This window comes from Corynebacterium sp. CCM 9203 (assembly GCF_041357675.1).
Classification (GTDB): domain Bacteria; phylum Actinomycetota; class Actinomycetes; order Mycobacteriales; family Mycobacteriaceae; genus Corynebacterium.
On sequence record NZ_JAUERY010000003.1, the window covers coordinates 446,340 to 459,078 of the forward strand.

At 61.0% G+C, this 12,739-nt stretch carries 15 protein-coding genes; 7 read left to right on the top strand and 8 right to left on the bottom strand.

The features are described 5' to 3' along the window. Nucleotides 1-59 precede the first annotated feature (59 nt). From QWU44_RS08730 to QWU44_RS08745, 4 genes are all read right to left on the bottom strand, one after another. Complete coding sequence (locus QWU44_RS08730; protein ID WP_370915287.1) at nucleotides 60-1,520, bottom strand: ATP-binding protein; 1,461 nt, start codon at nucleotides 1,518-1,520, stop codon at nucleotides 60-62. Continuing rightward, nucleotides 1,517-2,209, bottom strand: a complete 693-nt coding sequence (locus tag QWU44_RS08735) for a response regulator transcription factor (protein ID WP_370915288.1) — start codon at nucleotides 2,207-2,209, stop codon at nucleotides 1,517-1,519. The genes QWU44_RS08730 and QWU44_RS08735 overlap by 4 nt, the downstream gene beginning before the upstream one ends. 253 nt (nucleotides 2,210-2,462) lie before the next feature. Beyond that, entirely contained in the window at nucleotides 2,463-2,636 is a 174-nt protein-coding gene (gene rpmF, locus QWU44_RS08740; RefSeq protein ID WP_370915289.1) for a 50S ribosomal protein L32, read from the bottom strand. A gap of 15 nt (nucleotides 2,637-2,651) precedes the next feature. Beyond that, a complete protein-coding gene (locus QWU44_RS08745; protein WP_370915290.1) occupies nucleotides 2,652-2,918 on the bottom strand; it encodes a type B 50S ribosomal protein L31 in 267 nt (88 codons plus the stop codon). Between the two features lie 759 nt (nucleotides 2,919-3,677). Here QWU44_RS08745 and rpmB point away from each other — a divergent pair. The 6 genes from rpmB to QWU44_RS08775 all read left to right on the top strand — a co-directional run bounded on the left by rpmB (nucleotide 3,678) and on the right by QWU44_RS08775 (nucleotide 6,647). Further along, nucleotides 3,678-3,914 (top strand): 50S ribosomal protein L28, encoded by a 237-nt coding sequence (gene rpmB, locus QWU44_RS08750; RefSeq protein WP_198735422.1) that lies wholly within the window; start codon nucleotides 3,678-3,680, stop codon nucleotides 3,912-3,914. A 3-nt stretch (nucleotides 3,915-3,917) separates the two neighbouring features. Continuing rightward, nucleotides 3,918-4,082 (top strand): 50S ribosomal protein L33, encoded by a 165-nt coding sequence (rpmG, locus tag QWU44_RS08755; protein ID WP_010187624.1) that lies wholly within the window; start codon nucleotides 3,918-3,920, stop codon nucleotides 4,080-4,082. A gap of 3 nt (nucleotides 4,083-4,085) precedes the next feature. Then, a complete protein-coding gene (gene rpsN, locus QWU44_RS08760) occupies nucleotides 4,086-4,391 on the top strand; it encodes a 30S ribosomal protein S14 (protein ID WP_370915291.1) in 306 nt (101 codons plus the stop codon). A gap of 12 nt (nucleotides 4,392-4,403) precedes the next feature. Continuing rightward, nucleotides 4,404-4,652: a 30S ribosomal protein S18 gene (gene rpsR, locus QWU44_RS08765; RefSeq protein WP_370915292.1), complete on the top strand. Its 249-nt coding sequence runs from the start codon at nucleotides 4,404-4,406 to the stop codon at nucleotides 4,650-4,652. A 298-nt stretch (nucleotides 4,653-4,950) separates the two neighbouring features. Continuing rightward, nucleotides 4,951-5,898: a putative nucleotidyltransferase substrate binding domain-containing protein gene (locus tag QWU44_RS08770; RefSeq protein ID WP_370915293.1), complete on the top strand. Its 948-nt coding sequence runs from the start codon at nucleotides 4,951-4,953 to the stop codon at nucleotides 5,896-5,898. A gap of 86 nt (nucleotides 5,899-5,984) precedes the next feature. After that, nucleotides 5,985-6,647 (top strand): TetR/AcrR family transcriptional regulator, encoded by a 663-nt coding sequence (locus QWU44_RS08775; protein ID WP_370915294.1) that lies wholly within the window; start codon nucleotides 5,985-5,987, stop codon nucleotides 6,645-6,647. A gap of 24 nt (nucleotides 6,648-6,671) precedes the next feature. Here the strand turns inward: QWU44_RS08775 and QWU44_RS08780 are convergent, their stop codons facing one another. The 4 genes from QWU44_RS08780 to QWU44_RS08795 all read right to left on the bottom strand — a co-directional run bounded on the left by QWU44_RS08780 (nucleotide 6,672) and on the right by QWU44_RS08795 (nucleotide 11,390). Beyond that, complete coding sequence (locus QWU44_RS08780; protein WP_370915295.1) at nucleotides 6,672-7,529, bottom strand: CoA ester lyase; 858 nt, start codon at nucleotides 7,527-7,529, stop codon at nucleotides 6,672-6,674. A gap of 129 nt (nucleotides 7,530-7,658) precedes the next feature. Next, complete coding sequence (purH, locus tag QWU44_RS08785) at nucleotides 7,659-9,215, bottom strand: bifunctional phosphoribosylaminoimidazolecarboxamide formyltransferase/IMP cyclohydrolase (RefSeq protein WP_370915296.1); 1,557 nt, start codon at nucleotides 9,213-9,215, stop codon at nucleotides 7,659-7,661. A gap of 70 nt (nucleotides 9,216-9,285) precedes the next feature. Then, the gene (purN, locus tag QWU44_RS08790) at nucleotides 9,286-9,906 is read right to left on the bottom strand and encodes a phosphoribosylglycinamide formyltransferase (protein WP_370915297.1); all 621 of its coding nucleotides are present in this window, start codon (nucleotides 9,904-9,906) and stop codon (nucleotides 9,286-9,288) included. A gap of 80 nt (nucleotides 9,907-9,986) precedes the next feature. Then, the gene (locus tag QWU44_RS08795; protein WP_370915298.1) at nucleotides 9,987-11,390 is read right to left on the bottom strand and encodes a DUF6350 family protein; all 1,404 of its coding nucleotides are present in this window, start codon (nucleotides 11,388-11,390) and stop codon (nucleotides 9,987-9,989) included. Nucleotides 11,391-11,887: 497 nt separating this feature from the next. On the opposite strand from QWU44_RS08795, the gene QWU44_RS08800 reads away from it, so the two are divergent. Beyond that, complete coding sequence (locus QWU44_RS08800; protein WP_370915370.1) at nucleotides 11,888-12,631, top strand: M23 family metallopeptidase; 744 nt, start codon at nucleotides 11,888-11,890, stop codon at nucleotides 12,629-12,631. Nucleotides 12,632-12,739: the final 108 nt, after the last annotated feature.

A 12,739-nucleotide genomic window follows, 5' to 3' on the forward strand; every position in this document is an offset into this window, starting at 1 on the left:
TATCGTCCTTGTTTCTGTACCCCACCTGTGAGCCCCCTGCATGTCCCATGCGTCTCCGGTCAGACACCGCGGTCTCCCTCGACGCTTGCAACACCGGGAAGCGTCACCCGCATCATCGCACCTCCATCGTCAGACTCTTCAGCAACGATGGTTCCCGCATGCCTCGCGATAACCTGGGCGACAATCGCGAGCCCAAGTCCGGAACCCGGCATACTACGGGCCGCGATGGACCGGTAGAACCTCTCGAAGACCTTCTGGCGGTCCTCTACCGGGATACCGGGGCCGGAATCCGAGAACCGGATCTCCATGACACCGTCCCGGATCTGTTCCATGTCAATCCGTACCTCTCCCCCTTCCGGCGACCATTTCGCGGCATTATCCATGAGGTTGAGCGTCGCTCTACCCAGTGCGAACGGATCGCCGTAGAGGAACCACGGTGTTGAACGGAACGTGAAGGTTACATCAGGACGGCGGCGTCGAACCCGCTCCAGTGAGGTTTCCATGCATTCGACAAGATCGACGCACTCGACAATCTGCTGCGGCCCATCCTCACGTGCAAGATCAACCAGATCGCCGATCAAGGTCGACAGTTCCTCGATCTGCGCAATAACGTCCCGTTCAAGGTCCCGACGGTCCTGCTGACTGATCGAGGCCCCACCCTGCCGGTCCACCATCATCAGAAGTTCGATGTTGGTGCGCAGACTCGTCAACGGAGTCTTGAGCTCATGCCCGGCATCCGCCACCAGCTCCGCCTGCCGACGTCTCGATGCCGACAGCGCGGCCAGCATACCGTTGAAACTCCGGGTGAGCTGCGCCAGTTCATCATTACCGACCACAGTGATGGGGCGCAGGTCGTCGGTGCGCGCGACGTAGTCGACGGCCTGCCGGAGGCGACTCACCGGCCGTAAACCGGTGGTGGCCACCACCATGCCCGCCGCGATGGCAATGAGCACACCTATCCCCCCTATGAGGAGGAGAACGAGTCCGAGTGAGGAGATCAGTTGATGGGTCCCACGCATGTCCTGGGCCAGGATTACGGTCGCACCGATCTTGTTGCGCGCAGCGAGAATTCGTTCCTCGCCACTACTTCGTACGGACATCTCTCGGGTGCCCTGAAGTACGTACACCTCACCCAGAATCGGAATATTGTCGCCGATCGGCTTCACCGATCCAGGCGGATAGTAGGCGACCCTGATGTCGGGGTTGTATGTTTTGAAAGTGGCAACCTCAACATCAGGGTTGTAGACAAAAGCCGGGTCGAAACTGTTCTGCAGCAGCGATGAGGCCTTTTCCTCCAGCTCTTCATCGACATGTTGGGTCAGCGAGGTGGACACCGTCCAATAGGCGACGAGGGTCATCACGCCGACGGCCACCGCAACCATGAGCGCGGTGACCATCGAGAGTTGCCAACGGAGCGGTGCACGCCGTGACCAGCCGACGTGTGTGTGCTCGAGGGGGTCCGGAGAGCTGTCCCCCACTGCCGCCGGGCCGGAATCCGGCGTCGGCGTGCGAAGAATCACGGAGCTGTCTCCCGCAGAACGTAACCGACACCTCGGACCGTGTGGATCAGCCTCGGCTCACCGTCAGCCTCGGTTTTACGCCGCAGATATCCAATGTAGACCTCAAGTGCATTGCCCGACGTCGGGAAGTCGTATCCCCAGACCTCCTCCAGAATGGATGCGCGTGACAGAACTCGCCGGGGATTGCTCATGAGAAGCTCGAGAAGCGCGAACTCGGTCCGGGTCAAACTGATCGGGCGCTCACCTCTCGTCACATCACGAGTATCGGGGTCCAACCGAAGATCCAGGAACTCGAGTTCCTGAGAACCCGTGCTGTTGACGGCGTCTGCAGCAGCTCGGCGCAGCAACGAGCGCACCCGTGCAAGAAGTTCCTCGAGAGCGAAGGGCTTGGGGAGATAGTCATCCGCTCCGGCATCGAGACCCGCTACCCGGTCGGAGACACCGTCACGGGCGGTCAGGACGAGGATGGGACGGTCATCGCCGGTGGAGCGAAGGCTCCTGCAGACCTCGAGACCGTCGACTTTCGGCATCATCACATCAAGAATCACGAGATCGGGCTGTTCCTTGGTGATCAGGTCAAGCGCAGCTTCCCCATCTTCCGCAAGTACGACATCGTAACCGTTGAAGGAAAGCGAACGCCGTAGCGATTCACGAACCGCCTGTTCATCATCTACAACCAGAATCTTCATGTCTCCCATTGTGCCTTGAACGGATGTGGTTTCGCTGAACATCTCCTGCGCAGCAGATGTGACTGGCCGTGACATGCGGAAATAGAACTGAATGAGGCCCGAAACCTCCGTGGATCACGTTTTCGACCGCTTCTCGGGCCACACCTGCTCTAGAACCCACACCTACGACACAACGAAAGCCGCCCCTGCACCGTGGAGGCACAGGGGCGGCTTTCATTATTACTCGATCAGCCGGAGCCGATGGACCGTCAGATCAGAACTGCTCGACCTCGACCAGCCCCATCTGCGCAGCCTTGACCAGGCGGCGCGGGATCAGGTGCTCACGGCCGTCAATCTTGACCTCCTGGAGGGCGACATTGTCGGCCTTCCACTGAGAACGACGGTGGTGCGTGTTCGCACGGGACATACGACGCTTCGGAACTGCCATTTTCTATTCCCTCCTCTAAGCCTTTTTAGTGCGCCGGGCACGGGACCCGTAGCGACGCTGGAACTTCTCGACACGACCGGCGGTATCCATGACACGCTGGGCACCGGTCCAGAACGGGTGCGACTCGCTGGTGACGTCGACGACGATGAGTGGGTACTCGTTGCCGTCCTCCCACTCAACGGTGCGCTGGCTCTTTGCGGTGGAACGGGTCAGGAACTTGTGACCCGTGCCCGCATCCTGGAAGACCACCGGGTGGTAGTCGGGGTGGATATCCTTCTTCATTCTCATCCCTTTAAGATCACGTACGTGTGCTGATCGGCGTACTGGCGCGCTGGAAGCGCGGTATGCAGCCGCTAACAGATACTGGTACTAACGGTGCCCGCAGGCCTGCCACGCCACCTCGACGAGCGACGTCATCCGAATGAACCGGCGCCGCACCCGTCCACGCTGGTGATACCCCAACAGTCAGACCACAAAGGCCGATCTCGGGGCATACCTGGACGTAGCCGTGTATGCATCGGTGAATCCTACAACGTAGAACGCCGAAGACCGAAATCCTGGACCGGCAATGGCGCACCATTCCGGAAAACCGGGTAGGTGAATCACTGCCGTACGTCAACCCTCCAAACGATCCCCGCGGGAATCAGGTGGATCAAACGACGGATTCAATTCGACCCGCCTATTCTAGTCGTGAAGTGCACCAAAAAGCAATAGAGTCAATTTACTCCGTCGTCATCCCAAGCGCCGAAGATCCGCCGCCGCCGAGGTTGAATACCCTTGACCGTAGATGGAAGCCAAGCAGACCCCGCCCGATCCCACCGCCGAGAAACGGAGAAGGTGGGCGAAGAATGGGTGGCACACCGGTAAAATTAGGCAAAAACGGGCCTTCCCGGTATGGTTGTCCCTTGCTGTTGTCGAAATATTCGTTATCGCCCGCACAACTGTCATGGCCGCGCCCCGATACCCCCCTGTTAACCCAGGTCAATAACTCGGAGCGGCTGCGGTCAGCGTTGTAGACGGGCGGCTAGGAGAAAGAAACCCATGTCGGCTATTTGCCAGGTCACGGGACGCAAGCCAGGTTTCGGCAAGTCCGTCTCGCACTCGCACCGACGCACCAACCGCCGTTGGAATCCCAACGTGCAGCGTCGCAAGTACTACCTGCCCTCTGAGGGCCGGACCATCACGCTCAACGTGTCCACCAAGGGCATCAAGGTCATTGACCGCGACGGCATCGAGGTCGTCGTTGCCCGTATCCGAGCTCGCGGAGAGAAGGTCTAGAAGATGGCACGTAATGACATCCGTCCAATCATCAAGCTGAAGTCCACCGCGGGCACCGGCTACACCTATGTGACGCGCAAGAACAAGCGCAACAACCCCGATCGCATCACGCTGAAGAAGTTCGATCCAATCGTCCGCAAGCACGTCGAATTCCGCGAGGAGCGATAATTCATGGCCAAGAAGTCGAAGATCGCCAAGAACGAGCAGCGCAAGGAAATCGTCGCCCGCTTCGCGGAGCGTCGCAACGAGCTCAAGGCCATCATCAAGAACCCGAACTCCTCTGACGAGGAGCGCATGGATGCACAGTACGAGCTGAATCGCCAGCCGCGCGACGCTTCCCCGGTTCGTGTCCGTAACCGTGACGCCTCTGACGGTCGCCCCCGCGGTTATCTCCGCAAGTTCGGTCTGTCCCGTGTCCGCGTCCGCGAAATGGCTCACCGCGGTGAGCTTCCGGGCGTCCGTAAGTCAAGCTGGTAAGGGAGTAGCGATATGAAGCGCACCAACATGAAAAAGGCGCGGATGGAGCAATCCCGCCGCCCGAAGAAGAACCCTCTCAAGGCCGCGAAGATCGATCGCGTCGACTACAAAGACGTGGACACTCTTCGACTGTTCATCTCCGACCGCCACAAGATCCGTTCACGCCGGGTCACTGGTCTGACACCGCAGCAGCAGCGTCAGGTCGCCACCGCGGTCAAGAATGCCCGTGAAATGGCTCTCCTGCCGTTCACGAGCCGCTAGGCAAGATTTCATCCGGGTCCTCCTTTTGGGCCCCTCCGCAGCCGCCTTCTCGGGCGACTATGCGATGACAGCGAACTTTCGCCGCTGACATTCGTGACACGGCCAAAGTAACGTCGACACTGCGTTGACGTGAACAACCGGCCCGCAACAACCACCCCTTCCCCGGGTAGTGGCGCTTGCGGGCCGGTTTTCGTGTGTCTGCTTCCGGTTTCCGATTCCTTCTTGGAAACCCACCCGCTACTGGTAGATTGAGCCGGAAGATTACGCTCCCCATCACCTGCTCCCGGAGGCCGCTGCAGTGCTGCATGATTCCCTCAACGACCTAGCCGAACAGGCGCCCTTGTGCACCACGGCAGCCACGGTTCGTGGTGTCCTCACCGAATCCCACGACTTACTGCGGAACGCTCTCGATCATGGTGTCGATGTGGTGGAGGTCACTAACTGGTACACCCAACTCGTGATCGATGTCCTCCACAGCCCCGGTGTCGTTTCACTCACCGGTGGTGCTGAGGTCATCGTCACCGGCCCATACGGTCGGGGATCCGGAACTCCGACCGCAGAGCTCCATTGGCTGACTGTGTTGCCCTCTAACGACATCCCCGAGCCCGATCCCACAGTGAACCTAGGGCGACTCGTCTCTGATGCAGGACTCCTTCGTGGGGTGTGCCCCGGGGAGCTTACCCCCATGTCCCGTTTGACCTGGTCCAAACGCATCGACACCGCGGTGGCTACCTGTGACGGGGAACTTCTCGGATGGTTCGCCGACGCAGGTGGGTGGTTCACCGACGCCGTGCTCGAACGACTGAAGGACCCCACTCCCCTACTCGTAGAGGCTGTCGCACACCGTCCACCCGCAGTTCGGTCGAGGGATGGTCTGCCACGTAAGGATGTCCCCATAGATGTCCAAGAGCAGTTGCTCACCCCACTCGGCCAGCTTGTCCGGTGGGCGGGTATCGCCGCTGGGTGCCGGGAGACTCGTGTCATCGAGCGTATTGGTGTAGCCCGCGGATCGGGCGTTCTCCTGGCGACAGAGGCCGATTATCTCCTGGAGGTTTGGGAAGCGGGTCTCGAATTGACGCTTGCCCGCTGGCACGAGCGCGTCCAGGATGAACCAACAACCCTTGAGATGCTGCCGCAACTACAGCGTTCGACGTTCGGGGCTGCGTGTCGCATGCTCGCGGACGTAACCCGGTCCGCTGCGGAACGTCATGGAGTGGATATGTGGAAATGCGGTACGGGGGCATGAGTCGGGGACACCGGTGCGGATATGTGTACTCTCCGCGGGCTAGACTCTGGGGGTCCGTGAACGAGAAGGAAAGGCGGGTGAGCTAGATGGCTGGCGCCGTGGGACGTCCACGTAAGAACAGCCCCCGCCGTCGGGGTAGCACCGCCCGTGAGGAGATCCTCGACGCGGCGGCGGAGCTGTTCACGACACAGGGATTTGCAACCACCTCGACGCATCAGATTGCGGATGCCGTGGGGATCAGGCAGGCATCCCTGTACTATCATTTTCCGTCTAAGACCGAAATTTTCCTGACGCTTCTCCAGTCCACCGTGGAACCGTCGTTGGCCCTCGCGGAGCGTCTCGATTCCTCTGACGCCGGTCCAGCGCAGAAGCTCTGGGCGTTGGTTGCCACCGAAGCCCGATTGCTTTTGTCGACGCGATGGAATGTAGGTCGTCTTTACCAGCTTCCGATCGCATCATCGGAGGAATTCACCGAGTTCCATGCCCAGCACCGGGAGCTGAAGGAGATCTTCCGTTCGATGGCCGCTGAGCTCATCGGTCGTGGTGACCAGCGAATTGAACTGCCGTTCTATCTAGCCCAGTCGGCGACCGAGATGCGGAGCAACGACGGTATTGTCCCATTCCCACTGTCGACGGAGACACTTCCGTCGACAGCCGTGATGCTTGCGGACGCCGCGCTCACCGTCCTCGGAGGTACCGCCCCGGAGGACCGGAGTGCCCGCACTCTGGAACTGCTCGCCGACGATTGAGTGGCGACAGGTCCGTGGCCCGATTCATCCGGCTCGGGAGACCAGACGTCGGGCTTGTGCGATCAGAGGCGCATCAATCATCTCGCCGTTAATCTTGAATGCGCCGGGATGCTGAGCTGCCTCCTTTACGATCAATCGGGCACGGGCGAGCTGACCTGGTTCAGGCGCGTATGCACGACGGATGACGTCGACTTGACGGGGATGAATGCAGGCGGTGGCTGCGAAACCGGATCGGGCTGCATCGGTAGCCTCCTCGTAGAGTCCACGATCGTCGTGGAAGTCCGCGTGTACCGCGTCCACAACGAATTTTCCGACGGCTGCGGCGTGCAGGTGCATTAATGAACGACTCAGACGCAAAGCATCCCGGTAGTGCCCCGGACGGTCCGCGGGAGCGCCCTCATCCGGTTGGAAACGTGAATGGGTTCCACCGAGGTAGGCGCAAAGATCCTCGGCCCCCCAGTACAGTCCTACAACATCCGGGTCAGCGGCGAGCTCCCCAAGATTGAGGACAGCCTGCGGAGTTTCGATGAGCGCTATGACGTTGAGTCCCCTGACGGCGTCCGGGACGTGGTCGATAATTTTCGGGACGATCACTGTCCGGTACGGACTACCACGTACGGCGCTGACGTCATCCACGAATCCCGGGTCACTCGGGCCGCATACCCGGACGATCGTGCGTTCGGAGTCCAGACCCGACTCGGCGATGTTTCTGCGACCGTCCTCCCGGGAACACGAACCCGCCCCATCTTCAAGGTCGAGGATGACCATGTCGGCGCTCTCGGCGGCTCTGGCGAACCGTTCAGGGCGATTCGCCGGAGCGAAGAGAAGCGCTGGGCCTACGATAACGGGGTGCCTGCCGTCGTGGTCGTTGGATCCGGTCATGGTCGTTCCTCTCGCACGGGATACCCGGACCGGGGTGAGCCGGGCCGAAAGCCGCTCGCACGGGCTATGGGGACTTCTCTCCGGCCATTATGCCGGAGTCACCGTGTGTCGGGCGCCGGAATTGGGGGATCAGTGAGCGAAATGCCGGGCTCCGGTGAGGTACATGGTAACTCCTGCACGGGTCGCGGCCTCGATGACCTCAGCATCGCGGATCGACCCCCCGGGCTGAACCACGGCAGTGACGCCTGCTTCAGCAAGCACCTCGAAGCCGTCGGCGAAGGGGAAGAAGGCATCCGATGCAGCGACTGCTCCCCTGGCCCGGTCCTCTCCCGCCCGCTGGACCGCGAGCCGAGCGGAATCAACACGGTTGACCTGGCCCATACCGACACCGACGGTCGCACCGTCAGCAGCGAGCAAGATGGCGTTGGACTTCACGGCACGTACGCCGCGCCACGCGAACACGAGATCGGCGAGTGTCGCTTCATCTGCCGCTTCACCCGCTGCGAGCGTCCAGTTTGCGGAATCATCCCCTTCGGCATGAACCAGATCACGTTCCTGGACGAGGACACCGCCTGAGATCTGGCGCTGCTCGAATCCCCCCCGAACAGGTTCCTCCGCGACGAGGATACGGATGTTCTTCTTTCGCGAAAGCACCTCCACAGCCCCCTCCTCATACGAAGGCGCAATAATAACCTCGGTGAAAATCTCGGCGACCTGCTCTGCCATCTCTACGCTGATCTCGCGGTTCGCGGCGATCACGCCACCGAACGCGGAGACCGGGTCACAGGCGTGCGCCGCACGGTGGGCTGCGGCGATCGAGTCGTCCGAGACCGCGATTCCGCAGGGATTCGCGTGCTTGATGATCGCGACGCAAGGCCGCTCGTGGTCCCACGCTGCCCGCCAGGCAGCATCAGAATCAGTGTAGTTGTTGTAGCTCATTTCTTTGCCGTGGAGCTGCTTCGCCTGCGCCAGCCCACTACCATCGACATCCTTGTACAACGCCGCGGCCTGATGTGGGTTCTCACCGTAGCGGAGCGTGGCGGAACGGACGTGAGTCGACCCGATCCAGGAAGGGAAGTTCTCTCCGGGTTCGGTCTGACCGGTGAGCCACCCGGCAACAGCAACGTCATAGTCTGCGGTATGCCGGAATGCCGCTGCAGCGAGCTTCCTGCGTTCCTCGCGGGTGAATCCACCTTCGGCGACTGCGCGGGCGACATCTCCGTAGCGGGCAGGATCGACGACGACGGCGACGGAAGGATGGTTCTTGGCGGCTGCCCGGACCATCGACGGTCCCCCGATGTCGATCTGCTCGACGCACGCGTCGAAGTCGGCACCGGAGGCCACGGTCTCGGTGAACGGGTAGAGGTTGACCACCACGAGTTCGAAGGGGGAAACACCGAGCTCACTCAACTGATTGAGATGCTCCGGTCGACGGGTATCAGCGAGAATACCGGCGTGCACCCTGGGGTGGAGTGTCTTGACCCGACCATCCAGACACTCAGGAAATTCTGTAAGTTCCTCCACCCTGGTGACTGGTATCCCGGCATCCGCGATCCGGGATGCGGTCGATCCGGTGGAGACGATCTCGACGCCCGCAGTGTCGAGTGCCCGTGCCAGTTCCTCCAGACCTGACTTGTCGTAGACGCTGATGAGTGCGCGGGTGATTGCCTTGCGATCGTCGCTCATGGCTGTTGTGGGGGCCTTTCATGGTCGTTCAGGGTTTGTCGTTGCTGTCCAGCGTAGGTGCCGGGTTAACTCACGGTGTGGCGGAGGGGGTGCCAGAAGGGGGCTGGACCCCACGAACGTCCGTGGGGTCCACCGCATCGAGTAGTTCGACGATCAGTCGGCGTTCCACAGACTTGATGCGCTCGTGGAGGGACTCGACGTTGTCGCCGGGCAGAACGTGAACGGCTTCCTGCGCGAGGATAGGACCCGTGTCGACCCCTTCATCGACGAGGTGAACCGTGCACCCGGTGAGCTTCACCCCGTGTGCGAGAGCATCCGGTACGGCGTGTGCCCCGGGAAAGGAGGGTAGGAGTGCTGGATGGGTGTTGATTACCTGCTCCGGGAAGTCCGCGAGAAAGCAGTGCCCGAGAATCTTCATGAATCCGGCCGAAACCACGAGGTCCGGGCACATACCCGCTACGGCCTGCCTGAGTTCTTCGTCCCAGTCCGTCCGTGGACGGCCCCGGTCAAACGGAACCACCCGGACGGGGGTTCCTGTGGCGTTCGCACGCTCTACGGCCCCGCAGGGCCTGTCGGTGACGACACCGACAACGCAGTAGCGTGTGCCGGCTGCGTCGAGGATCGCCTGCAGCAGGGTTCCCGTCCCGGAGGCGAGCACCACCACTCTGGTCAGTTGTCTGTCTACGGTCACCGCGACAATGTTAGTACCCGGGGGCGGAAGACAGCGTATACCCACTGCTTTTTCGGCGTCTTCCCGGATACACCGACCACTCAGGATGTCGGTGTGTCGTCATCATCGCTGACGTCATCTGGCGTTGAAGACTCCTCCACCTGTGACTCATCTTCATCCCGGGGGGAATCTTCCGAGACTTCTTCCCCTGCCGCGACAAGATCCTCGACATCGGCGGATTCCGGGGACTCTGTGGCCCTCCACTGTTCGGCGTCACCATCATCGGGATTGATCGTTCCAGATTGCCCGGAGGTCGAGTCCTCGCTCTTTCGCGGTTCCACCGCTACCTCATCCTCGGGTGTACCGGGGCTCCCGGCTCGACGGTCAAGCAAACCTGTCACTGCAAGTACTACCAACCCGACTGCGGCAAACTCGATGGATACCAGGACAGCAGTGAAGATCAGCATCACTCCACTCGCCCCGTAGACGCCGACGACCCCCCCAGACATCCATCCGACGATGAGGGTGAAGAAACCCGCCCACAGACCGGCGACAGCCATCTCCGGCCAGGTCCTCAACTTCGCGCCACAGTACCTGCTGGCGATGACTCCGGCCAGAACCAGCGGAATGATAATGAGCAGGAGCGCCCACCCATCCATCCCGGACGGAAAGGCCGCGAGGATCGGTAGCGGCGGCAGCGGGACGACGTTCGCACCATAGAGGGACACCGAGGCATCCCCGAGGTGGAACTCGGATCCGACGAGGACTCCTGCTCCGGCCACAGCGGCATCAGGCAGGTAAAGGAGACTAACGACGAGTAACCCAAAGGTTGCGGATGTACGTCCGAAGGTGGCGAACAGGTCATTCAGAACGTGAAGGTGCGCGAAGGCACAGACCAGAACGAGAAGAAGCCCTGCGGCGGCTAAAGCGAGCAGGAACCGAATCGCGGGCACTACGGGATCGGTCACCAGTGGTGGAACACCGAACTTCCTGGCGAGGGCATGCCACAGCTTCGGCCCCATCCCGATCGCGAGTGCACTCAGGTGCAGTACTAGGACCCTCCCGAGAACTGGGATGAGTGGCGGAACCTCGACGGGAAGAACGGGACGGGCGTCAACGAGCATCACCACAGCCGTTGCCGTGAGGAGCATCGGGACGATGATCACACAGCCGGTGAGCACGGCAAGATCGGCGACAGACATCCGGTGCCGGACCGCCGCCCGAACCCGGTGCGCAACCAACCAGATCACCCCGAGTGCGGGCAGCATCGGAAGCTGGGAGAGGATCACCGAGTCCGAGGCCACCGGAGCAAGGTTCACCGCCAACCAAAGTTGCGCCACGGTAGCTGCTAGCGGCACAAAACCGGAGTTCGTGAATATCAAGGCGCACAGCGCGAGGAGAACCACGACAGCGACGATCACCACATTGGGGATTACGGCCACGGGCAGGAATACCCGTAGACGCTGCCGGAGCCCTTTCCGGTTCCGCACGCCAGCCGGAGCCACTGGCGTGCTCCGAGACTTGGTGGGGGATGCGTTTCTCCGGGGTCGACTCCGAGGCGCGGAAGGTCTGTTCGGCCGAGGATTTTGACGTGTCTTTCTGCTCACCGCTCCAACTGTGCCATCCCGACCGTCTCCCGGGGCGTTGACACGGCCGGGTTAGCATCCAGGCTCTATGCACTGCACAGGGGAGATCTGCGAAAAAAGATCTGGGGGCTGTGTCGATGTCCGAAATCTCGGAACCATAATCTGCGGCGATCAGCCACACGAATGCACGTGAACGTGTACTGTTACTACGTGCGGAAGATTCACCTTCCGACACAACATGTCTGACATGTAACCCCAGGCCATACCCCCCACACCCGGGGGTGACCAGCCTCACAGACAATAGGCTCGAAAGACTTGCCAGGTTTGTAACAAACCGTTATCGTTGTGAAGCGTTAGGTAACGGGACGGTCACATCCCCAATGGATGTGGCGTTGAACAAGACGGAAGAAGGCTCAATGCACAAGCAGGCTCAGCGGAAGACCGCAGGCGCGCATCGCAAGCAGTCCGTCTCATCCAACGCCAAGAGCCGAATCGCCCTGGTAGCCGTCGCAACCGGAGCTGTCTCCACTGCAGGTGCAGGTGGTGCAGCCGCCGCCCATGCGACCCATCCGGCTGCGGCATCTGAAGCACACAGTGAATCCCCCGATTACACACTGGTCGCCGATTCCGTAGGCCCGATCCTCGGAAGTTCTGAAGCACCTCAGATTCTCAACATCGCGGAGTTCAAGCCGATCGACAACTTGGCTGAGCAGCTCAACAAGGCCATCCAGTACAACGCTGAGCGTATCGCCGCGGATCTCGCGGCTCGAGCCCCGAAGAGTTCTGTTCCGGCACACGGCACACTGACCTCCACTTTCGGCCCCCGCTGGGGAACCGTTCACGCTGGTGTGGATATCGCCAACGCTCTCGGTACCCCCATCATGGCTGTGGAGGACGGGACCGTGATCGATGCCGGACCAGCATCCGGCTTCGGACAATGGGTTCGCATTCAACATGCTGACGGAACGGTCACCGTATACGGGCACATGGAAACCATCGATGTTTCCGTGGGCCAACAGGTTTCTGCTGGACAGCGGATCGCGGGCATGGGATCACGTGGTTTCTCCACCGGTGTTCACGTCCACTTCGAGGTTCACCCCAACGGTGGTGCAGCGATCGATCCCCTCCCCTGGCTCGCTGAGCGCGGTATCTTCCTCTAAAACGGAGATAGTTCGTCGACCTTTTTCTCTTCAGGCACGTCACGAATATTTCGTTGACGTGCCTTTTCGTTCCCCCTCACTCTTTTCGTCAGACTCGTCGCAGTGCAG

Excerpts from the sequence above, each read along its gene's own strand:
- QWU44_RS08745 (WP_370915290.1), bottom strand. The coding sequence starts at position 2,918 with ATGAAGAAGGATATCCACCCCGACTACCACCCGGTGGTCTTCCAGGAT.
- rpsN (WP_370915291.1), top strand. The coding sequence starts at position 4,086 with ATGGCCAAGAAGTCGAAGATCGCCAAGAACGAGCAGCGCAAGGAAATC.
- QWU44_RS08735 (WP_370915288.1), bottom strand. The coding sequence starts at position 2,209 with ATGAAGATTCTGGTTGTAGATGATGAACAGGCGGTTCGTGAATCGCTA.
- purH (WP_370915296.1), bottom strand. The coding sequence starts at position 9,215 with ATGAGCGACGATCGCAAGGCAATCACCCGCGCACTCATCAGCGTCTAC.
- rpmB (WP_198735422.1), top strand. The coding sequence starts at position 3,678 with ATGTCGGCTATTTGCCAGGTCACGGGACGCAAGCCAGGTTTCGGCAAG.
- rpmG (WP_010187624.1), top strand. The coding sequence starts at position 3,918 with ATGGCACGTAATGACATCCGTCCAATCATCAAGCTGAAGTCCACCGCG.
- rpsR (WP_370915292.1), top strand. The coding sequence starts at position 4,404 with ATGAAGCGCACCAACATGAAAAAGGCGCGGATGGAGCAATCCCGCCGC.
- QWU44_RS08780 (WP_370915295.1), bottom strand. The coding sequence starts at position 7,529 with ATGACCGGATCCAACGACCACGACGGCAGGCACCCCGTTATCGTAGGC.
- QWU44_RS08800 (WP_370915370.1), top strand. The coding sequence starts at position 11,888 with ATGCACAAGCAGGCTCAGCGGAAGACCGCAGGCGCGCATCGCAAGCAG.
- QWU44_RS08775 (WP_370915294.1), top strand. The coding sequence starts at position 5,985 with ATGGCTGGCGCCGTGGGACGTCCACGTAAGAACAGCCCCCGCCGTCGG.
- rpmF (WP_370915289.1), bottom strand. The coding sequence starts at position 2,636 with ATGGCAGTTCCGAAGCGTCGTATGTCCCGTGCGAACACGCACCACCGT.